This window comes from Dongia sp. agr-C8, assembly GCF_054658695.1.
On the sequence record NZ_BAAGHZ010000003.1, the window covers coordinates 558681 to 579674 of the forward strand.

21 protein-coding genes are annotated in these 20994 nt (G+C 67.7%); 11 read left to right on the forward strand and 10 right to left on the reverse strand.

The annotated features are described in order from the left end of the window. Positions 1-8: 8 nt before the first annotated feature. The 4 genes from ACYQ4T_RS16810 to rsmI are packed head-to-tail and all read right to left on the reverse strand — an operon-like array spanning position 9 to position 2852. The gene (locus ACYQ4T_RS16810; protein ID WP_459856429.1) at positions 9-902 is read right to left on the reverse strand and encodes a SirB1 family protein; all 894 of its coding nucleotides are present in this window, start codon (positions 900-902) and stop codon (positions 9-11) included. Next, complete coding sequence (locus ACYQ4T_RS16815) at positions 899-1615, reverse strand: BON domain-containing protein (protein WP_459856432.1); 717 nt, start codon at positions 1613-1615, stop codon at positions 899-901. Before ACYQ4T_RS16815 ends, ACYQ4T_RS16810 begins: the two co-directional genes overlap by 4 nt. Before the next feature lie 14 nt (positions 1616-1629). Next, entirely contained in the window at positions 1630-2034 is a 405-nt protein-coding gene (locus ACYQ4T_RS16820; protein WP_459856435.1) for a YraN family protein, read from the reverse strand. Further along, positions 2031-2852 carry a 16S rRNA (cytidine(1402)-2'-O)-methyltransferase gene (gene rsmI / locus ACYQ4T_RS16825; protein ID WP_459856437.1) on the reverse strand — a complete coding sequence of 274 codons (822 nt, stop codon included), beginning with the start codon at positions 2850-2852 and terminating at the stop codon, positions 2031-2033. The genes ACYQ4T_RS16820 and rsmI overlap by 4 nt, the downstream gene beginning before the upstream one ends. Before the next feature lie 161 nt (positions 2853-3013). On the opposite strand from rsmI, the gene ACYQ4T_RS16830 reads away from it, so the two are divergent. Then, complete coding sequence (locus ACYQ4T_RS16830; protein ID WP_459856440.1) at positions 3014-4207, forward strand: penicillin-binding protein activator; 1194 nt, start codon at positions 3014-3016, stop codon at positions 4205-4207. Between the two features lie 67 nt (positions 4208-4274). Next, positions 4275-4667, forward strand: coding sequence for a lysozyme inhibitor LprI family protein (locus ACYQ4T_RS16835; RefSeq protein WP_459856442.1), 393 nt, complete (start codon positions 4275-4277; stop codon positions 4665-4667). Here the strand turns inward: ACYQ4T_RS16835 and hemW are convergent, their stop codons facing one another. Further along, positions 4668-5837 (reverse strand): radical SAM family heme chaperone HemW, encoded by a 1170-nt coding sequence (gene hemW / locus ACYQ4T_RS16840; protein WP_459856444.1) that lies wholly within the window; start codon positions 5835-5837, stop codon positions 4668-4670. It lies immediately after the preceding gene. 52 nt (positions 5838-5889) lie between these two features. Then, positions 5890-7542 carry a putative bifunctional diguanylate cyclase/phosphodiesterase gene (locus ACYQ4T_RS16845; protein WP_459856447.1) on the reverse strand — a complete coding sequence of 551 codons (1653 nt, stop codon included), beginning with the start codon at positions 7540-7542 and terminating at the stop codon, positions 5890-5892. 359 nt (positions 7543-7901) lie between these two features. Between ACYQ4T_RS16845 and ACYQ4T_RS16850 the strand changes: the two genes are divergently transcribed. Then, the gene (locus ACYQ4T_RS16850) at positions 7902-8354 is read left to right on the forward strand and encodes a hypothetical protein (RefSeq protein ID WP_459856450.1); all 453 of its coding nucleotides are present in this window, start codon (positions 7902-7904) and stop codon (positions 8352-8354) included. Between the two features lie 129 nt (positions 8355-8483). On the opposite strand, the gene grpE is transcribed toward ACYQ4T_RS16850, so the two are convergent. Both grpE and hrcA read right to left on the reverse strand, forming a co-directional pair. Beyond that, positions 8484-9080, reverse strand: a complete 597-nt coding sequence (gene grpE, locus ACYQ4T_RS16855) for a nucleotide exchange factor GrpE (protein WP_459856452.1) — start codon at positions 9078-9080, stop codon at positions 8484-8486. A 92-nt stretch (positions 9081-9172) separates the two neighbouring features. After that, positions 9173-10243: a heat-inducible transcriptional repressor HrcA gene (gene hrcA, locus ACYQ4T_RS16860; RefSeq protein ID WP_459856454.1), complete on the reverse strand. Its 1071-nt coding sequence runs from the start codon at positions 10241-10243 to the stop codon at positions 9173-9175. Between the two features lie 131 nt (positions 10244-10374). On the opposite strand from hrcA, the gene ACYQ4T_RS16865 reads away from it, so the two are divergent. The 5 genes from ACYQ4T_RS16865 (at position 10375) to rdgB (ending at position 14536) form a co-directional block, all read left to right on the forward strand. Further along, positions 10375-11097, forward strand: coding sequence for a type 1 glutamine amidotransferase (locus ACYQ4T_RS16865; RefSeq protein ID WP_459856457.1), 723 nt, complete (start codon positions 10375-10377; stop codon positions 11095-11097). A 64-nt stretch (positions 11098-11161) separates the two neighbouring features. Then, positions 11162-12301, forward strand: coding sequence for an MFS transporter (locus ACYQ4T_RS16870; RefSeq protein ID WP_459858037.1), 1140 nt, complete (start codon positions 11162-11164; stop codon positions 12299-12301). Between the two features lie 125 nt (positions 12302-12426). Further along, the gene (locus ACYQ4T_RS16875) at positions 12427-13080 is read left to right on the forward strand and encodes an SAM-dependent methyltransferase (protein WP_459856459.1); all 654 of its coding nucleotides are present in this window, start codon (positions 12427-12429) and stop codon (positions 13078-13080) included. A 130-nt stretch (positions 13081-13210) separates the two neighbouring features. Beyond that, the gene (gene rph, locus ACYQ4T_RS16880) at positions 13211-13942 is read left to right on the forward strand and encodes a ribonuclease PH (protein WP_459856461.1); all 732 of its coding nucleotides are present in this window, start codon (positions 13211-13213) and stop codon (positions 13940-13942) included. Continuing rightward, a complete protein-coding gene (gene rdgB / locus ACYQ4T_RS16885) occupies positions 13943-14536 on the forward strand; it encodes an RdgB/HAM1 family non-canonical purine NTP pyrophosphatase (RefSeq protein ID WP_459856464.1) in 594 nt (197 codons plus the stop codon). Positions 14537-14555: 19 nt separating this feature from the next. On the opposite strand, the gene ACYQ4T_RS16890 is transcribed toward rdgB, so the two are convergent. Beyond that, positions 14556-15545, reverse strand: coding sequence for an SDR family NAD(P)-dependent oxidoreductase (locus tag ACYQ4T_RS16890; protein WP_459856467.1), 990 nt, complete (start codon positions 15543-15545; stop codon positions 14556-14558). A gap of 134 nt (positions 15546-15679) precedes the next feature. On the opposite strand from ACYQ4T_RS16890, the gene ACYQ4T_RS16895 reads away from it, so the two are divergent. Beyond that, a complete protein-coding gene (locus ACYQ4T_RS16895; RefSeq protein ID WP_459856470.1) occupies positions 15680-16282 on the forward strand; it encodes a TetR/AcrR family transcriptional regulator in 603 nt (200 codons plus the stop codon). Positions 16283-16333: 51 nt separating this feature from the next. Here the strand turns inward: ACYQ4T_RS16895 and ACYQ4T_RS16900 are convergent, their stop codons facing one another. Beyond that, entirely contained in the window at positions 16334-17089 is a 756-nt protein-coding gene (locus ACYQ4T_RS16900; RefSeq protein WP_459856473.1) for an SDR family NAD(P)-dependent oxidoreductase, read from the reverse strand. Positions 17090-17228: 139 nt separating this feature from the next. Between ACYQ4T_RS16900 and ACYQ4T_RS16905 the strand changes: the two genes are divergently transcribed. Further along, positions 17229-18113: an AraC family transcriptional regulator gene (locus ACYQ4T_RS16905; RefSeq protein ID WP_459856476.1), complete on the forward strand. Its 885-nt coding sequence runs from the start codon at positions 17229-17231 to the stop codon at positions 18111-18113. Positions 18114-18202: 89 nt separating this feature from the next. Beyond that, a complete protein-coding gene (locus ACYQ4T_RS16910; RefSeq protein WP_459856479.1) occupies positions 18203-20974 on the forward strand; it encodes an ATP-dependent DNA helicase in 2772 nt (923 codons plus the stop codon). Positions 20975-20994 lie beyond the last annotated feature (20 nt).

Consider the following 20994-nt stretch of genomic DNA (forward strand, 5'->3'; position numbering starts at 1 on the left):
TCGAGTCCTCAATTGATCTGTTGGCCGAGATCCTGGATCAGCCGCGCGACGTGATGCCGCTGGCTGTCATTGTCGGAAATCTCCAGGAAGCGCTCCAGCGCCGCGCGCGCCGCGATGAGGTTGCCGAGCCGTGCCTGGATGAGGCCGGCCTCGCGGTAGAGCGGCGCGTGCTTGGGTGCCATCAGCAGCATCCGGTCGAGCGCCGCCGCCGCCTTCTCGAGGTCGCCTTCCTGGATCAGGCGGATCTTCAGGTTGTTCTCGAGCCTGAGCAGGATGTCGCGGTTGCCGACCGCGGCGTAATGCTCGGGCTGCAGCTCGGCCTTCTCGCCGGCCGCCGCTTTCAATTTCCGCCGGAGATCGGCGGTGGTGCAGGGCTCGCCGCCGGCGAAGGGATCGAGGATCACCGCGCGGCCGGCATTGTGCAGGCGGACCACGAAATGGCCGGGGAAATTCACGCCTTCGATCGCCCATCCCTGGCTGCGCGCGGCGTGGATATAAAGAATGGCCAGCGCGACCGGCAGGCCTTTGCGCCGGTCGATCACCCGCATCAGGTTGGCGTTCTGCAGGTCGTCATAGGTGACGCGATCGCCCTGGTAGCTGAAGTTGCCGGCCAGCACCTTCGAGAGCGTGGTCGCGCGGTTGAACAGACCGAGGTCGCCCTCGGCGTTGCAATCCAACTCCAGGGCGAGCTTCTGCATCTCGGCGGCGATCGCCGCCAGATGCTCGTGATAGCTCTCCGGCACGCTGCGCCGCCGGTCCATCGCCGCCAGGGCCAGCCCCGCTTCCGCGATGTCGATGTCGGAATCCTCGACGGCGCCGACCGCGGTCAACACCTGGCGCGGATCGCCGCCGCCGCCCTCCGTATGCTCGCCCGTCACGTTCTCGCCTGGGGGCACAGTCATCGTGTCGCCTGCTGCGCGGGCTTGCGCGGCCCGGTGGCCGGCCTGGACGGCGTATTGCTCGGCGCGGGCGCCGCAATCGCCGGCGGGTTCTCAGGAATGGGAGGCAAGGGATCGGTTCTCACGCGCACATGGTTGACCACCGCACGGACATAGGGAACGTCGCGCACATGGTCGATGACGCGTTGCAGCTCCGCCGGGGTCCGGGCGACGCCCATCAGATACACCGTCGAGCGGATGCAATCCACGCTGTAATTGATGGCCCGGATATCGCGGTCGAACATCAATTTGAGGCGGATTTGCTGGATCAGAACGACGTCCTCGGCAAAGTCGCCGGCATCCAGGCTCCGCCCCAGCTTGATCTCATCCACCACCTCCCGCACGCCGTCCGGCTCCCAGGCGATGCGGGTCGCCTCGATCCGGTCCTCCCGCTTCTGGACGAAGCCGGTCAAGAGCACGCGGCCCTCATGCACCTGGACGTCGACGTTCTGGAACAGCTTCTGGTTCTTGGTCAGCATCTGTCCCGTGATGTGGGTCCAGATCGCCTTGTCCCGCGCCGAGTTGATGAAGCCGCGTTCTTCCATCGCCATGTTGGTGACCGTGGCGCCGGCGCCGATCGCCATGCCGACCGGCGAACAGCCGGAAAGCCCGAGCGGAAGCAGGGCGATCAGCAGCGAGGCGCCGATGCCCGGCCCGATTCGCTTTGATGGCGACATAGCCGAATCATGCCTTAACCGGATTCCGGCCGCCATGCGTCTTTCATATGGACCGGACGTCCCATGCGCCCGAACGCCATCAGATCGAACCGCAGGGTGAGATCGGCCAGTTCCGGGCGCTGGGCCACGAACAAACCGGCCGCCCGGGCGAGCCGCGCCCGCTGCTGCGGCGCGAGCGAGAGGGTCGCGGTATCGGCGTCGATCCGCTGTTTCACTTCGATGAAGGCCAGGATGCCGCCGCGCCGGGCGATCAGGTCGATCTCCCCGGCGACCGAGCGCCAGTTGATCGCCAGCACCCGATAGCCTTTGAGCCGCAGCCACCAGGCCGCCCGCTTCTCCGCGCCATGACCCCGTTGATAGGCGTCGCGCCCCCCGGCTGTCTTGCGATCGGCGGTCTTGCGGCTGGCCGGCGTCTTCACGGCCGGCGCCCGGCCAGCGCCAGGGCGCGGGTATAGATCTCCCGCCGCGGCCGGCCGCTGGCTGCCGCCACCGCGGCCGCGGCATCCTTCACCGCCATGGACTGCAGCGCGGTCGCGAGCGCGGCATCCACATCGAAGGCCTGCTCTTCCGGCAGGGGCGGCCCGATTACCACCACGATCTCGCCTTTCGGCGCGCCCTGCTCCTGGTAATGGCGTGCCAGGGCGCCGAGGGTGTCGCGCCGCACCTCTTCATGCAGCTTGGTCAATTCGCGCGCGACCGCGGCGGGGCGATCGCCGAGCACCTCCGCACAGGTGCCGAGACTGTCGGCGAGGCGCGGTCCGGTCTCGAAGAACAGCAGGGTCGCCGGGACGGCCTTCAATTCCATCAGCGTCTCGCGCCGGGCACCGTCTTTCACCGGCAGGAAGCCCGCGAACAGGAAGCGGTCGCTGGGCAGGCCGGAAAGCACCAAAGCCGCAAGCGGCGCCGACGGGCCCGGGATGACGGTGACGGCGATCCCGGCGTCGGTCGCCGCACGCACCAGCTTGTAGCCGGGGTCGTTGATCAGCGGCATGCCGGCATCGGAAACCAGCGCCACAGTTTCGCCGTGAAGCAGGCGTTCCATCAGCTTCGGGCGCATCGTCTCGGCATTGTGATCGTGATAGGGCAGGGTCGGCCGGCGGATCTCGAACTTCTGCAGAAGATTGCCGGTGACTCGCGTGTCCTCGCAGGCAATGAGATCGGCATCGCGCAGGGTCTCGAGCGCCCGCGCGCTGATGTCGCCGAGATTGCCGATCGGCGTCGCCACCAATGCCAGCAAGCCCCCCTTGGACGCGGGGAACGATTGGGGGCGGCGTTGCCTTCCTTCCCTGCTGTCGTTAGGCTCGGACATCGGCCGTTCCAGAGCGTTTCCCAAGGGCGTCTATCGTGACATTCCGCATTTCCAGCGCACTCCGTCCAATGCACCTGGCGCTTGCCGCCATGGCTCTTTCGCTCGCCGGATGCGCGCCCAACCTACCGCCACCACAGGCGCCGAGCCAGCAGCAACCGCAGGTTCAGGCGCCGACGCCGGTGACGCCGGCCCCCGGCATGGACCTCACGCAACCGGCGCCGACGAACCAGGCGAAGGCGGCGCTGCTGCTGCCGCTCTCCGGCCAGAATGCCGGCGTCGGCCGCTCGCTGATGCAGGCTGCCGAGATGGGTGTGTTCGATTCCGCCGGCGACGACTTCGCCCTGGTGGTGCGCGACAGCGCCGCTGTGACGGGTCCGGGCGGCGCGGTCAGCAGCGCGATGCAGGAAGGCGTCGGTGTGGTGCTGGGCCCGGTCTTCTCGACCGAGGCGCCGGCCGCGGGCAACGCCGCGGGCGGGGTCATTCCGGTCATCAGCTTCTCCAACGATCGCGCGGCGGCGAAGCCGGGCGTTTTCGTGCTCGGGCTCGCGCCCCAGGCCCAGGTCGAGCGCGTCGTGCAATACGCGGCGGGGCAGCAGGTCAAGCGTTTCGCCATCCTCTATCCGAACTCGGCCTACGGCAGCGTGGTGCGGCAGGCCTATCAGGATGCGGTGGTGCAGGCCGGCGGCGAGATCGCCCTGATGCAATCCTACGACCCGGCGCAGGGCGACCTGATCCCGACCATGCAGAAGCTGGTGGATGCCTACAAGAGCAGCGGCTTCGACGCGCTGATGATTCCCGAAGGCGGCCAGAAGCTGCGCGCCATCGTCGCGATGCTGCCCGGCTTTGGCGTGCCGATCGCCGGGCCGGGCGGTGGCCCGACGCCGGCCGGATCGGTGCGCCTGCTCGGCACCGCCTTGTGGAACGACCCCAGCCTGGCCGGCGAGAAGCTCCTGGCCGGCGGCTGGTTCGCGACCACGCCGCAAGACCGCTGGAACAACTTCGTGCAGCGCTATCAGTCGGTTTACGGCGCGCCGCCGGATCTGCGCGCCGGCGTCGTCTACGACGCGGTGACGCTCGCGATCGCGCTCGGCAAGGCGAAGCCGGGCGGCGATTACAGCCTGACCCGCCTGACCGATCCCTCGGGTTTCTCCGGCGTCACCGGCCTCTTCCGGATGAATGCCGACGGCACCGTGACCCGCGGCCTTGCCGTGCTGGAGATCGGCCCCGGCGGTATTGCCGTGCGCGATCCCGCCCCGACCATGTTCCAGGCGACCATCAACTAAGCCGATGGGCAACTGAACCGAAAGCGCTGCGCCGACGACGGAGTCGTGCGTTTCACGGGAGAGATCCATGCGCCGTTACCTACCTGTCGCCTTGCTGATTGCCGGCCTGGAAGTGCACCTCGGCAGCACCGAAGCCCGCGCCGATTGCGGCGCTAAGAACGAGTTCGAGGATGTCTATTGCTATGCCAAGCAATACATCGCTTCCGACGATGTGCTGAACGCCGCCTACAAGGCGCTCACCGCCAAGCTCAACGCCCAGGAGAAGGCGGCGCTGAAGAAGGGCCAGCTGGCCTGGATCAAGAAGCGCAATGCCGAATGCGGCTCGACCGACAGTGAAGGCTATTCCGTCGATCTCTCCTGCGCCGTCGACTTCACCGAGCAGCGCACCCAGTTCCTCAAAGAGAAGTCGGAAGCCTGCGACGCCGGCAAATGCACCGCCGAGATGCTGGGCGGCGAATAATCAGGCCAGCAGCGCGCCGAGGACGGCATCCAGGCGCGCGCGGCCTTCATTCGTCGCGCGCAACCGATCGCCTTCCAAGGCCAGGAATCCACCCTCGATCAGGCGCGTGAGCGCCTTGCCGTCAAGCGCCGCGTCGATCGCTTTGCCGGTCTCGGCGACAAACCGCGCCGCCGGGATCCCTTCGGCGAGGCGCAGGCCCATCATCACCATTTCCTGCAGCCGCGCCGGCGCCGCGACTTCGTCGCGCTGCCGCGTCGCATGGCCTTCGCGCTCGACCATTTCGAGCCAGGCTTCCGGCGCGCGGTGCTGACGGGTCGCGAATTTCGTGCCCGCGAGCGTCAGCCGCCCATGCGCGCCGGGACCGACGCCGATGTAATCGCCATAGCGCCAATAGGTCAGGTTGTGCCGCGACTCCTCGCCGGGCCGGGCATGGTTGGAGATTTCATAGGCCGGCATCCCTGCGCGCTCCAGCCGCGACGCGGTCCAGTCGAACAGCGTGGCCTGCTCTTCCTCCGGCAAGGTCTGGAAGTCGCCGCGCGCGACCCGCTGCTCGAAGGCGGTGCCGGGCTCGATGGTGAGCTGATAGAGCGAGATATGGCTGTCGGCGAGGCTGAGCGCCGTGCTGAGTTCGTCGGCCCAAGCCGCGAGACTCTGGCCCGGCCGCGCATAGATGAGATCGAAGGAAAGCCTGGGGAAGGTCGCGCGGCCGATCTCCAGCGCGCGGATCGCCTCGCCGGCGCTGTGCTGACGGCCGAGGAACTTCAGCACCTGCTCGTCCAGCGCCTGCACGCCGATCGAGACCCGGTTGACCCCGGCTTCGCGAAAGGCCCGGAAGCGCCCGATCTCGACCGAGGTCGGATTCGCCTCCAGCGTGATCTCCAGATCGTCGTCACGCGCCCAATGCGCCTGGACCGCGCCGATCAAGGCCGCCGTGGTCTCCGGCTCCATCAGCGAGGGCGTGCCGCCGCCGAAGAAGATGCTGGTGACGGTCCGGCCCTGGGTCCGCGCGGCATAGTGAGCGAGCTCCGCCAGCAGCGCATCGCGCCAGCGGCGTTGATCGATCGCCTCGCGCACATGGCTGTTGAAGTCGCAATAGGGGCATTTGGCGCGGCAGAACGGCCAATGCACATAAATGCCGAAACCGCGCTCATCGGCGGAGTGGGAGATCATTTGGGGAGAGAAAGCAGGTTGCGCCGCAAGGTGCAAGCCGCCTCGTTTGGGTCTATTCGGCGACCAGGGCGATCGGGGTGATGCTGGCACCGGTCGGCCAGTTCCGCTTCAGCGCCGGGCGGCCGAAATAATAGCCCTGGAGATAGCCGACGCCGGCCTTCAGCAGGAAGTCCGCGTCCTCGGCATTCTCGACGAATTCCGCAACGGTCTCGAGGCCGAAGGTGGCGGCGAGGCCCATGAGATTCCGCACGAACAGCTGGTTGTCGACGTTGCGCGAAAGATTGAGAACGAAGGAGCCGTCGATCTTGACCATGTCCACGGTCAGCGCCTTCAAGTGCCGGAACGAGGTGAAGCCGGCGCCGAAATCGTCGATCGCCACCTTGCAGCCCAGATCGCGCACCACGTTCACGAAACGCGCCGATTCCTCGATGTCATGCAAGGCCGCGGTCTCGGTGATCTCGACCACCAGCCGGGGCGCGATATGCGGGGTCGAGCGCACCGCGGAGATCAGCGCGCGTAGCCAGGACTGATCCGAGGCGGTGAGGCCGGAAATGTTGATTGCAAGCGTGGTGTCCGGCGCCTCGCGCAATTCATCGACCGCCATGTCGAGCACGTAGCGGTCGAGCGCGCGGGCCATGCCGAGCTGCTCGATCACTGGGATGAAGGCACCGGCGGGCACGATGTCGCCCTTGTCGTCGCGCATGCGCAGCAGTGCTTCGTACTTCACCACCTCATGCGTCTCGGCGTGGACGATCGGCTGGTACATGAACAGCAGGCGATGGTCGCGCATCGCGTTCTGCACCTGGGCCCCGATATCCATGGCATGGCGGTGCACCAGGCCCTGCTGCTCGGAAACGCGATAGGTGTTGAAGCAGGAGCGGCCATTGCGCTTGGCGTAGTTCAGGGAGAGCTCCGCCTTGGCCATCACGTCATAGGCGGTGTTCACCAGTCCTGGGAACAGCACGCAGCCGATCGAAACCGAAACCGGGATCGACTGACCGTCGATCTCCACCGGCTCCTCGCGGATGCCGTCGATGATGCGATCCATGGCATGGACCACCATCTCCTCGCGGCATTGCGAGAGGATGACGCCGAAGCGGTCGCCGCCCAGGCGTCCCACGACATCGGACGAACGGACATAACGGTCGAGGCGCTGGCCGATCGCGACCAGAACCGCGTCGCCGACCTCGTAGCCGAAGGCGCTGTTGATCATGGCGAGCTTGTCGATGCCGATCACCATGAAAGCACCCGGCACATAGAACCGGCGCGCAAATGTCAGCGCCTGGTCGAGCTCGTCGCGCAAACGGGTCTTGTTGAAATGGCCGGTCAGCTCGTCGTAGTTGGCGATGCGCTCGAGCCGCGCCTCGGTCTGCTTCCTTTGGGTGATGACGCGCAACGTGCCGCACATCGCGACCGGGGTCTTCTCGCCGTCCAGCGTCGCATTGGCGCGGTCATGCACCCAGACGACGCCGCCCTGGTTGTTGCGCAGCCGATACTCGCAGTCATAGCCGGCTTGGCCGGCGAAATGGTCGCTCAAGGCCTTGAGGCGGATCGGCAGGTCCTCGGGATGAATCCGGTTGTTGAAGCCGTGGCCCGACTGGATCTCGTCGTTGGTCTCGCCGAGCAGCTCCTTCAAGCGGCTGCCCCAGGTCAGGCTGTCGCTCAAGATATCCCAGCGATAGGCGATGTCCCCCGCGGCTTCCACCGCGCGGGCGACCCAATCTGCTTCGAGAGGTTGTGCGAGAGCCTCCGTTTCCGGAGCCTGTCGTCCCAGCGTAATCATGCCCCGGTTTTCGCCAACGAAACTGCCCGATTTTGATTTGAGCGTTTAAGGCGGAAGCTTACGCCGGAGAGTCCTAAACAAATCTTAAATGTGCGGAATCGAACGGGACCCTTATCCCAGAAGAGTTTCGGGTCTTTAAGGTAAATTAAAGGTGAAGGAATCAGAATCGCGAGAAATGTGATCTCCGCATCTTGCGTTCTTAACTCCATTCATCAAATTCTAGGCAAATCCTCCGATGATCTGTCCCAGCCGATGCCGCCGGGGCATCGATGGGAGCGTGAATGTCGGATCTCGCCCAGATCCTCTTGCTGCCGCCACCGACGCCGCCGATTCAGCGATTGCCGGCGCGCGAGCAGGAACTCGCCGTCAACGCCGAGCAGCAGCAGGGCGGCGATGCCGCGCGCGGCAAGCGCTTCCGCTTCCGGGTCTATGAAGGCGGCGAAGCCAACACCGATATCGCCACGCGGCGCACGGATCCGCGCACCTCGCTCAACGGCGACGGCTCGACCGAGGACGCGACGGCGCGGTCATCGTCAGGGCGCATCCGCTACGCGACCGCCGGCAATTCAGCTTCGGGAAGTTCCAGCGCTTTCCTGGCGCAAGCCTTCGCGCAGGAGCAACTGGGCCAAGGACTGCACAACCCGCCCTTCGCCGCGGCCAGCGCCGCTTACACCCGCACCGGCGCCGCCACCTTCGCCTCGCGCAGCGGCAGCAGCGTGAATCTCAGCGTCTAGCGGGAGATTCGTCTCCGCCAATCTCCCGGAACGCAGTCATGCCAGGCCTGGCCTTGGCATCCACGAGTTTCGCGTCGTTGACTCAGCGATTCGAGTTGGGGATGAGTGGGCAGCCCACCCGAAACGCAGCTAGGCCGTCGTATCGACGTTGCCGCCCGGCGCCGCGTCGTTCGCTGCTGCGGCGCCGCCCTTGGCGACGCCCACCAGCGCGGGGCGCAGCAGGCGGTCATGGATCTTGTAGCCGGCCTGCAGCACCTGAACGACCGTGCCGGCGGGCTTGCCGCTGTCCGGCACTTCGAACATCGCCTGGTGGAAGTTGCTGTCGAAGCGCTCGCCCTCCGGCCAGATGCGCTGGATCTGTTGCTTGCCGAGCGCGGCTTCCAGCTGCCGCTCGGTGGCGGCGACGCCGTCATAGAGGTTCTTCAGCGCCTCGTCCGACTGCAATGTCTCGGCCGGGATCGCTTCCAGCGCGCGCCGCAGGTTGTCGGCGACGGTCAACATCTCGCGGGCGAAATTGGTGATGCCGTACTTCTGCGCGTCCTCGCGGTCGCGCTGCGCGCGCTTGCGGGTGTTCTCCGCCTCGGCCATGGCGCGCAGCGCCTGGTCTTTCATCTGCGCCGCTTCCGCGCGCGCGGCGGCCAGTGCCTCCTCGAGGCTCTCGCCGGTTTCGATCTGCGACGCCTGCTCGTCGGTCGTGCCGTTATCCATCTTGTCGTCGGTCATCATGGGACCGGTTCTCCATCAATCCGTCGTTCATTGCAATGCAGGAAATCGCCGCGCCCTGTTTGCACCGGGCGGCCGCAATCTCCGGTGAATTGTTAACCCAGGATCCGGCCGATCACCTTGGCGGTGTAGTCGACCATCGGGATGATGCGCGCGTAGTTGATCCGGCTCGGGCCGATGACACCCACCGCGCCGATCAGCCGCCGCTGGCTGTCACGATAGGGCGAGATGACCGCCGAACAGCCGGCGAGGCCGAACAGCTCATTCTCCGCGCCGATGAAGATCTGCACGCCCTCCGCGGCATCCGCCGCCTCCAGCAGCTTCAGCAGCTGCTCCTTGGCCTCCAGCGCCGAAAACAGGCCGCGCAGCCGCTCGAGGTCGCCGATCTCGGTGACGCCGTCGAGCAGATGCGATTGCCCGCGCACGATCAAGGCGCCTTCGCCGGCCCCGTTCGACCAGGTGGCGAGGCCCGCCTCGACCACCTTGCGCGTGAGCTCGTTGAGCTCGGCGCGCTGGCTCTCCAGATCCTGCACGATCTCGCCGCGCGCTGTGGTGATGGTTCGGCCGGCCAAGCGCTGGGTCAGGTAATTGGTCGCCTCGCTGAGGCTGGAGGGCGGCAGGCCGACCGGCACGTCAATCACCCGGTTTTCCACCATGCCGCCTTCGGTCACCAGCACGACCAGCGCACGGCCCGGGGCCAGGTGCACGAACTCGATATGTTTCAGCGGCCGCTCCGACTTCGGCGCCACCACCATGCCCGCGGCATGGGATAGGCCCGAGAGCATGGTGGTCGCCTGCTCCAGCACTTCCGGCATGCTGCGACCGGTCGCCTGGCATTGGCCTTCGATCGCCGCACGCTCGGCGTCGGTCAGGCCGCCCAGCTCCATCAGGCCGTCGACGAACAGCCGCAGGCCGAGATCGGTCGGCAGCCGCCCGGCCGAGGTATGCGGCGCGAACAGCAGGCCGAGCTCTTCCAGGTCCGCCATCACATTGCGGATCGTCGCCGGCGAGAGCTGGCCGAGCCGGCGCGAAAGCGTGCGCGAGCCGACCGGCTCCCCGGTCTCGAAATAGGTATCCATGATCAGCCGGAAGATTTCTCGCGAGCGGCTCGAAAGCTCGCTCAAGACCGGCCGATGCTGCGGAAAATTGCGCGGCGTATGCTGCATCAGTCGCCTCAAAAGACCCTGCCGAATCTAGGTATGGGGGCGGGGTGCGTCAATATCCGCGAATTATCGTTGCGGCCCCGTTTTGGGCATGCTCGACTGCCGCTCTTCCCGAGATCACCCACAGTATCCACATGCGTTTTCTGGTCTTCCAGCATATCGCGGTCGAGCATCCCGGCGTCTTCCGCGACTTTTTCGCCGCGGACGGCATCGCCTGGGATGCCGTCGAACTCGATGAGGGCGAGCCGATCCCGAGCCTCGACAATTACGACGCGCTCTGGGTCATGGGCGGGCCGATGGACGTCTGGGAGGAGACCGAGCATCCCTGGCTGAGGGCCGAGAAGGCGGCGATCCGCGAATGGGTCCAGGTCCAGGCCCGGCCCTATATGGGGCTCTGCCTCGGCCACCAGCTGCTGGGTGCTGCGCTCGGCGGCCAGGTCGGTAAGATGGAGAAGCCCGAAGTCGGCATCCTCGACATCAATCTCACCGCCGCAGGCCGGGCGGATCCCCTTTTCGCCGGGATCGAAACGCCGTTCCAGGCCTTGCAATGGCATGGCGCCGCCGTGCTGGAGGCGCCGGAGGGCGCCGTCATCCTCGCCGACTCTCCGGCCTGCGCCAACCAGGCGATGCGGATCGGTGATCTTGCCTACGGGCTGCAGTACCACACCGAGCTGACCACGAAGACGGTCGGCGAATGGGGTGAGGTCCCGGCTTATGCCTGCGCCCTCGACGAGACCCTGGGCGAGGGCGCGCTGGCCCGGCTCGACGCCGAGGCGAGCAACAAGATGCCGGTTTTCGCTCGGGATTCGCGCCGGCTCTACGACAATTTCATGAACCTGCTCAAAGCGCGGAGCTGAGATCATTTCCAACCCAACGCCGTCCACCCTGCGGCGGCCCGGGCGCCCCCTGGGTCCGCTGGTGATGCTGGTCGGCCTCGGCCTGGTGGCGCTCAACCTCCGGCCAGCGGTGACCAGCGTCGGCCCGCTGCTCGAGGAGATCGTGCAGTCGCTCGGCTTCGACCGGGCCGAGGCCGGCATCCTGACCACGCTTCCGGTGCTCTGCTTCGGCCTGATCGGTCCGCTGGCGCCCGCGCTCGGTCGCCGCTTCGGGGCCGAAAGTGTCATCTTCGTGGCCTTGATCGGTGTCGCCCTCGGCTGCGCGATGCGCCTCCTGCCTTCGGCAGCGCTGCTTTACGGCAGCGGCATTGTCGTTGGCATCTCCATCGGCGTCATGAACGTGCTGCTGCCCGGCATCGTGAAGCGCGACTTCCCGACCCGCGTCGGCGCCGTCACCGGCTTCTACACGATGATGCTCTGTGTCGGCGCCGCAGGTGCGGCGGCGCTGGCGCCGCAGGTCGAGATCCTGTTCGCCACCGACTGGACGATGGCGCTGGCGGTCTGGGGCCTCCTGGCGCTGCTCGCCTTGCCGGCCTGGGCGCCCTTGCGCGCCCATTTCCATTCCGCACCGCAAGCGGCCGTCACCCAAACGCGCAACCTTTGGACCAGCGCGCTGGCCTGGCAGGTCACGGTCTATCTCGGACTCGCCTCGTCGCTGGCCTACAGCGTGTTCGGCTGGGGCGCCAAGATCCTGCAGGACCGCGGCATGGACGTCCCGGCCAGCGGCTTGATGCTGGGCCTCTCCATCCTGGTCCAGGGTGCGGGCGCGCAAGTCGCGCCCCTGATGGCGAGCAGACGCGGCGACCTCCGGCTCGCTGCGCTGTTGATGATGGCGCTCGGCCTCGCGGGGCTGCTTGGCTATCTCTTCGCGCCGATCGGCAGCATGTGGTTCTGGTCGGTGCTGCTCGGCATCGGCCAGGGCGGCGCCTTCGCCATCGCCCTCACCATGATTGCCCAGCGCGGCGGCAGTCCGGAGACCGCGGCCAGGCTCTCCGGCATGACCCAGAGCGTTGGCTATGTGATGGGCGCCCTGGCCGGGCCCCTGGCGGTCGGCCTGGTGCATGACGCCTTCGGCGGCTGGTCGCCGGTCGCGATCCTGTTCGCCCTCATTACCCTGGGTGCGTCAATCTGCGCGCTGGGTGCAGGCCGCGTGCGCACGGTCTGACCCACCGGGCGGCGGTCTGACACGTTGCCGTTCCGCCGGGAATATCGTATGAGCGTGCCCGACCTGAACCCTGGCGTTTGCTGATTTTGAAGAACTCCACTTTGGCGCGTCCCGAGCCGTCCCCCGTGCAGAAAGCCTTCAAGCGCTTCAAGGCGCTGTTCCGCAAGCCGGCGGAAGAACGCTATCTCCGCTTCATGGAGAAGAAGCTCGCCGCCGGCGCTGAGCACAGCACGCTCGGCGCCAAGATCCGCGACGAGGCCTATACCCGCGCCAAGGCCGAGCGCTGGGCCCAGCGCATGATCGAATACGGCCTGCAGCCCGGGCATCTCTGCATCGAATATGGCTGCGGCTCGCTCTGGGCCGCCGAGCCGATCATCCGCTATCTCGACCGGAACCGCTTCTACGGCATCGACCTCAGCGACCAGTTCTATGAGTTCGGCCGCGCGCGCCTCGCCGACCTCATCGCCGAGAAAGAGGTGCGGCTCGGCGTCATCTCCGAGCCGGTCCTGCGCGAGATCGCCGGCCTTCAGCCTGACTTCCTGTTCTCGCGCAAGGTCCTGCCCCATGTCGCGGAATCCGCGCTGCCGCGCTACCTCGCCAATGTCTGCAGCGTGATGGCGCCGAAGACCTTCGCGATCCTCGACAACACCCCGGTGCCCCAGCCGGATGGCAGCATGGTCGGCCGCCGCCATACCGTCGAAGCCATGCGCGCGCAGCTTCCCGCCGGCTTCACCATCGCCCAGGACCGCTGGGGCGCCATCCTCCGCCGCTCCGCATGAGTTACCCCTCCCCCGTCTTCGGGGGAGGTTGGGTGGGGGTGCGACTGAAAGCTCTCGCCACGTTTGCACGGCCGGCCCGCGCCGTGTAGTTTCCGCGCCGTCTCCAGCCTTTCCTTCCAGGGATCTTTTCATGGCTTCTGTTGCTGCCCGGCCGTCCGGCAGATCGACCGACCAATTGCGCGCCGTCGAGCTGGTGGTCGATGTCAACCGCTATGCCGAGGGCTCCTGCCTCGCCAAGTTCGGCAACACCCATGTGCTCTGCACGGCGACGCTCGAGGAGAAGGCGCCGAGCTTCCTGAAGGGCAGCGGCAAGGGCTGGGTCACCGCCGAATACGGCATGCTGCCACGCTCGACCCACAGCCGCACCGACCGCGAGGCCGCCAAGGGCAAGCAGTCCGGCCGCACCCAGGAGATCCAGCGCCTGATCGGCCGATCCTTGCGCGCCGTCACCGACATGACCGGCTTCGGCGAGCGCCAGATCCGCCTCGACTGCGACGTGATCCAGGCGGATGGCGGGACGCGGACCGCGGCGATCACCGGCGCCTACGTCGCGCTGCACCGCTGCTTCGCCTTCATGAAGGAGATGGGTGCCATCAAGACCATCCCGCTGGTCGATCAGGTCGCGGCGGTCTCCTGCGGCATCCACAACGGCCAATGCGTCCTCGACCTCGAATACGAGGAGGATTCCAGCGCCGAGGCCGACGCCAATTTCGTGCTGACCGGCTCCGGCGGCATCGTCGAGGTCCAGGGCACCGCCGAGAAGCACGCCTTCTCCGAGGCACAGTTCCTGGAGCTGCTGAAGCTCGCCCGCAAAGGCGTAAACGAGCTCAATGCGCTGCAAAAGCAGGTGCTCGGACTATAGATGCCGCGCCGCTTCACCGAACGGAAGCTGGTTCTCGCCAGCCACAACCCAGGCAAGGCGAAGGAAATCGCCGAGCTGCTGCAGCCCTTCGCGATCGAGGTGATCTCCGCCGGGGCACTCGGTCTGCCCGAGCCGGAAGAGACCGAAGACAGCTTCATCGGCAACGCCAAGCTGAAGGCGCTGGCCGCCACCCGGGCTTCGAAGCTGCCGGCACTCGCCGACGATTCCGGTCTCTGCGTCGATAGTCTCGACGGCGCGCCCGGCATCTTCTCCGCGCGCTGGGCCGGGCCCAACAAGGATTTCGGCCATGCCATGGACCGCGTGCTGAAGGGGATCCAGGCCAAGCCGCGCGGCGCGCATTTCGTCGCCGCCCTCGCGCTCGCCTGGCCCGACGACCATTGCGAAGTCTTCGAAGGCAAGGTCTTCGGCACGCTCGCCGATGCGCCGCGCGGAGACCGCGGCTTCGGCTACGATCCGATCTTCATCCCGACCGGCTACGACATCACCTTCGGCGAGATGGACCCGGCGCAGAAACACGAGATGAGCCACCGCGCCGTCGCCTTCCGCATGCTGGTGGACGGCTGCTTCCGCTAGGCGCGGCGGCTGTCTCGCTCTACATGAAGCTCTCGCCGACCAGTGCCTCGCTCTTCGCCCAGAGCGCTTCGGCGCGGGCGGGATCGACCGCGTAGGGCCGCACGCCGCCGTCCACCATGTCGATGTCGCCGTCGGTGACCCGCGTGGTCACCTGGCAGTTCTCGCAATAACGCCCGCCGACCGCTTCGGCCGGCGCGACGACGCCGGCCCAGACCGAGGTCGCGGCGCCCTGCGGGATGGTCTTCAGCCAGAACGGCGGCTTGCCCTTGGCGGCGAGATCGGCGTTCAGCCGCGCGAGCAGGCTGTCGAAATCGTCGTCGCTCAAGTGCCTGCCGAGCTCGGTCTTGATGCCGCCGGGATGCACCGCGGTCGCGCGCACGCCGCGCTCGCGGTGCCGCTTGTCGAAGGCGAGCGCGAACAGGATGTTCGCGGTCTTGGAGCGGCCATAGGCCTGCCAGGGGTCGTAGGGGGTGCGCTCGAAGTTTGGATCGTCGAGATCGACATCGGCATAGCGATGTCCCATCGAGGCCAGCGCCACCACGCGCGAGCCTGGGCGCAGCAGCGGCGCGATGCGGTTGGTGAAGACGAAATGGCCGAGATGGTTGGTGCCGAACTGCATCTCGAATCCGTCGGCGGTGCGCATCAGCGGGCAGGCCATCACCCCGGCATTGTTGATGACGAGGTCGAGTGGCTTGCCTACCGCCACCAATCGGTCCGCGCAGGCGCGCACGCTGGCGAGCGCGGCGAGGTCGAGTTCGATCAGCTCGACCCCGCCGCCGTTCCGCGCCGCGGCCCAGGCCTGCTCCATCGCCGATTCCGCCTTCCGGATGTCGCGGGCGGCGCCGATCACATGCGCGCCGCGCGCGGCCAAGGCACGGGCGGTCTCGACCCCCAGCCCGGCCGAGACGCCGGTCACCAGGACCCGCTTGCCGCTGAGATCGATTCCGGCCAGCACCTCATCGCTGGTCGATGTCGCGCCGAACGGCGCCAAGCCATTGGAATCAGCCATAATTTCTCTCCGTCGTTCGGGATGCAGAAGACCGCGGCCGGACTTCGGCTTGAAGCCCGGCCGGAACAGCATTAAATGATAGCTTGCCTCCGTTTATATACGGAGGCACCCTCCGCTTAGCAAGAGGAATCTGCGTGGCCAAATCGCCCGCCCCGAAACCGCGTTCCGAGTCTCAGCCCGCCGCGCGCAAGCCGCGGGCGGACGCGGCGCGCAACCGCGCTTCGCTGCTGGAGGCAGGCAAGGCCTGCTTTGCCGAGAGCGGCGCCGCGACCACGCTGGAAGAGGTGGCGCGCAAGGCCGGGGTCGGCATCGGCACGCTCTATCGGCACTTCCCGACCCGCGACGCACTGGTCGAGCAGGTCTATCGCGACGCGCTGGAGCGGCTCGCCGTCGACGCCGAGCGATTGATGAAGGAGCAGCCGCCGCTCGAAGCCTTGCGGCAGTGGCTGTTTCTGTTCGTCGACTACATCGCGACCAAGAAGCTGATGCACGATCTCATCGCCAGCCTGGCCGGAGGCGCGGCGGCGTTGCAGGCGCAGACCAGGCCGCGCCTCGAAGGCGCGATTACGACGTTGGTCGAGCGGGCGAAAACGAGTGGTGACATAGGGCGCAATGTCGTGCCCATCGATCTTCTGTTCTCGATCGGAGGACTCGCCTATATGGGCACCGGGTCGGACTGGGTCCCGCGCGGCCGCCGGATGGTGGACATCCTGATCGCCGGCATCAGACGCGGCTGACCGGCGTCGGGCGCCGGCGCGCAAGGATGGCGCCGGCGCCGCTTTCCAGACCTAGATCCCCTGTCCGCCGGAGACCTCGATCCGCTGTGCGTTGACCCAGCGATTGTCCTCGGAGAGCAGGCTTGCGATCATGGGGCCGATGTCGTCCGGCAGCCCCGCGCGGCCGAGCGCGGTCATCTCGGCGAACAGCTTGTTGACCTCCGGGTTGTCGCGCACCGCGCCGCCCCCGAAATCGGTCTCGATCGCGCCCGGCGCCACGGTATTGACCGCGATCCCGCGCTTGCCGAGCTCGCGCGCCATGTAGCGGGTCAGCACCTCGACGCCGCCCTTGACCGCCGCATAGGCCGCGTAGCCCGGGAACGTCACCCGCGTCAGGCCGCTGGAGAGATTGACGATGCGACCGCCGTCGGCGATCAGCGGCAACAGCGTCTGGGTCAGGAAATAGACGCCCTTGAAGTGGACGTTCACCAGCCCGTCGAACTGCGCCTCGGTCATCTCGCCGATCAGCGCATAGTCGCCATGGCCGGCGTTGTTCACCAGATGGTCGAAGCGGTCGTGCTTCCAGGTTTCCTGCAGTGCCGCGCGCAGCGTCGCGGCGAAGGCGGGGAAGGTCGCGACGTCGCCGGTGTCGAGCTGCAGCGCCACGGCCTTGCGACCGAGCGCCGCGATCTCGGCCACCACCGCCCCGGCCTCCTCGGCGCGGCTGCGATAGGTGATGACGACGTCGCCGCCCTGGCGGGCGATGCTCAGCGCGGTGTTGCGGCCGAGGCCGCGGCTGCCGCCGGTGACGAGGGTGATCTTGCGCATGGGAGGGGTCTCCTTTGGTGACTGTGACCTCTCGGATATCGCCCCGAACCTGCGCCGGGTGTTGCCGGAACTTCGCGCTTCCTTGCCCAATCCTCCGAGAGAGGGTGCGCCCGGTCTCGGGCCACGCTAGATTGACCGCATGACCGACTTGCTCGAAACCCTGCGCCGCCATGCCGAGGCCCATGCCGACGCGGCGGGCATGGCGCCGACGCCGATCCCGGGCCTGAGCACCGTGCGCGCGACGGCGCCGAGCGACCTGGTGCACGCGGTCTCGCGCCCGCTGGTTTGCCTCGTCGTCCAGGGCAGCAAGCGGGTCACCATAGGCCGCCAGGATTTCGACTTCAGCGCCGGCGATTCTCTGCTGATCACCGCCGATGTGCCGACCGTCAGCCAGATCACCAAGGCCAGCCGCGCCCAGCCCTATCTCTCCCTGGTGCTTGAGCTCGACCCCGGCGTCATCGCAGATCTCATTGCCGAGATGAAGCCCGGCCCGACCGCCCGCGGCGCGCCGGTGCGGGTCGACCAGACCGAGGCCGAGGTCGCCGAGGCGGCGCTCCGGCTGATGCGCCTGCTTGACCGCCCGGCCGCGGTGCCGATCCTGCAGCGCGCGCTGGTGCGCGAGATGCACTACTGGCTGCTGGCCGGCCGGCATGGCCCGGCGATCCGCAACATCGCCTGGCCGGGTGGGCAGGCGCAGCGGGTGGCCCGCGCCGTCGCCATCTTGCGCGCCGAGTACGCGAGGCCGCTCCGTGTCGAACGGCTGGCCGCGGAAGCCGGCATGAGCGCTTCCACGTTTCACCAGCATTTCCGCGCGGTGACCTCGCTCTCGCCGCTGCAGTTCCAGAAGCACCTTCGCCTGATCGAGGCGCGGCGCCTGATGGTCTCCGAAGGTGTCCAGGCGGCCAGCGCCGCGTTCTCCGTCGGCTACGAGAGCGTCTCCCAGTTCACCCGCGAGTATCACCGCATGTTCGGCGCCCCGCCCGCGCGCAGCACCAAGGCGTCGCGGGCGCGCGCCGCGGCCTAGTCGGCAAGACGCTGTCAGTCACGACTCCTGGCTAAGCACCGCAGTGGTTCCCCTTGCGTTCGCACGCATTCTCCCGATAAACCAACCCCATGGCGCTCGTCTCCCCTCCGGTTCGCACCGACCGGCCGGTCCTGGTCGTCGGCCTGAAGGACGCCGTCTGGCGTTATGCCGACGGGACCTTGCGGCGCCTCTCGCATTCCGAGGCGATGCGTCTGGCGCGGACCGAAACGCCGCTGCTCTGCCACCTGCCCGCGGTCTGTCGCCGCCTGAAGACCGAGCGCTTCCCGGCTTTCGACATCCTCGAGCTCTACGCCTTCGTGCGCCCCGCCAGTTTCTGCCTGCCGACGCCGACCGGAGTCGCCCAGGCGCTCGGCCTGCTGCCGCCGGGACCCGCGCATCCGCTGCAGCCCGAGCGTCAGGCCGAGATCCTGCGCGCCTGCGCCCGCGCCTTGCTGCGCGAGCTGCAGACCCTCGACCGCAAGCGCTGGCGCACGCGCGGGATCGCCGAGACCATGGCGCGGCACGGCTGGGCCTGGGGCGAGGCTGTGCTCATGGCGCTCCCGGCCTTCGACGGACATGGCGAAGGCCGCGCGACGCCCGGCGTCGGCGTCTGGGAAGATCTGCCGGAATGGTCGGAGACCGCGCCGCAGCCGCAGGCCGACAGCATCCCCGTGACCTCGGCGGAGACCCGCGATCGCCTGCGCCAGCTCCTCGGCCATGACTCCGAGGACCGGCCGAGCCAGGCGGACTATGCGTCGGCTTTGGTGCCGGCCTTTGCGCCGCGGGACAACATGGACGAGCCGCATGTCGTGCTGGCCGAGGCCGGCACCGGCGTCGGCAAGACCTTGGGCTATATCGCGCCTTCCGGACTCTGGGCCGAGAAGAACCGCGGCCCGGTCTGGATCAGCACCTTCACCCGCCATCTGCAGCACCAGATCGACGGCGAGCTCGACCGGCTCTACGCCAATCCATCCCTGAAGGCCGAGAAGGTCGTGATTCGCAAGGGACGCGAGAATTATCTCTGCCTCCTGAACCTCGCCGAGCTCGCCGGCGAGCTCGGCCAGCGACCCTTGGACGCGATCGCCTTCGGCTTGATGGCGCGCTGGGCCATGGCGACCCGCGACGGCGACATGGCGGGCGGCGATCTCCCCGGCTGGTTGCCCGACATCCTCGGTCAGGCGCGCACCATGGGCCTCGCCGATCGGCGCGGCGAATGCGTCTATTCCGCCTGCCCGCATTACGGCCGCTGCTTCATCGAGAAGAGCGTGCGCCGCGCGCGCAAGGCGGAGATCGTGATCGCCAACCACGCGCTGGTGATGATTCAGGCCGCGCTCGGCCCCGAAGAGCAGAATCTTCCGACCCGCTATGTCTTCGACGAGGGCCATCATCTTTTCTCCGCGGTCGATTCCGCCTTCGCCGCCCATCTCTCCGGCCAGGAGGCGACCGATCTCCGCCGCTGGCTGATCGGCGGCGAGGGCGGGCGCCGCAGCCGCGCCCGCGGGCTTCGGCGTCGCATCGAGGACCTGGTGCTGGACGATGCGCGCGGCCTCGAGCTGCTGGACGCGATCATGGCTGCGGCGCGGGCACTGCCCGGCGACGGCTGGCATCAGCGCATCGCCGACGGCTTGCCGGGCAACCAGAGCGAGGCCTTCCTCGGCACGGTGCGCGCCCAGGTGCTGGCGCGGGCACCCGAGGACCGCGCCGGCTACAGCCTCGAATGCGGCACCCAGCCGGTCGATCCGCGCGTGCTGGAGACGGCGGAAGCGCTGGATCTCGCGCTCAAAGCTCTCCAGGTGCCGATGCGCGAGCTGGCACAGCGGCTCGCCAAAAGACTCGACACCGATGCCGACGTGCTCGACCCGACCACACGGTTGCGCATCGAGGCGATGGCGCGCGGCATCGCGCGGCGCGCCGAGAACGAGATTACCGCCTGGCGCGAGATGCTGGCCTCGTTGAGATCGGAAACGCCGTCCGACTTTGTCGACTGGTTCGCGCTGGAGCGCAGCGACGGCCGCGAGCTCGATGTCGGGCTGTTCCGCCACTGGCGCGACCCGATGCGGCCCTTCGTCGAGGTCGTGGCCAAGTCCGCCCACGGCATCGTCGTCACCTCGGCGACCTTGACCGACGGCAGCGGCACGGCGGAATCCTGGGGCGGCGCCGAGGCACGGACCGGCGCCCGCCATCTGCCGAGTCCCGCCTTCCGCGTCCGCGTGCCGTCGCCCTTCGACTATCCGGCGCAGACCAGGGTGATGATCGTCAACGACCTCGCTCGCGACGACATGGAGCAGATCGCCGCCGCTTATCGCGAACTGTTCCTCGCGGCCAAGGGTGGCGCGCTCGGCCTCTTCACCGCGATTTCGCGGTTGCGCGCTGTGCATCGCCGCATCGCCCCAGCGCTTGAAGAGGCCGGCATCGATCTTCTGGCCCAGCATGTCGATGCGATGAACACCGCGACCTTGATCGACATCTTCCGCGGCGAGGAGGATGCGTGTCTCCTCGGCACCGATGCGGTCCGCGACGGCGTCGATGTGCCGGGGCGTGCGCTGCGGCTGATGGTGTTCGACCGCGTGCCCTGGCCCCGTCCCGATATCCTGCACAAGGCGCGCAAGGAGCATTTCGGCGGCACGGAATACGAGGATCAGCTCACGCGTCTGAAACTGAAACAGGCGTTCGGCCGTCTCATCCGCCGGGCCGACGACCGTGGTGTCTTTGTTCTCCTGGACAAGGCGATGCCCTCAAGGCTCCTGACCGCCTTTCCGGAAGGCGTCGCGGTCGAGCGGGTCGGCCTCAAGCAGGCGATCGAAGTCACCGCGGATTTCCTGCAGCACCAACCGGCGCTTCGCAGGAAAGATCACATTTAGGGTGCAGCTGCGGTATCTGT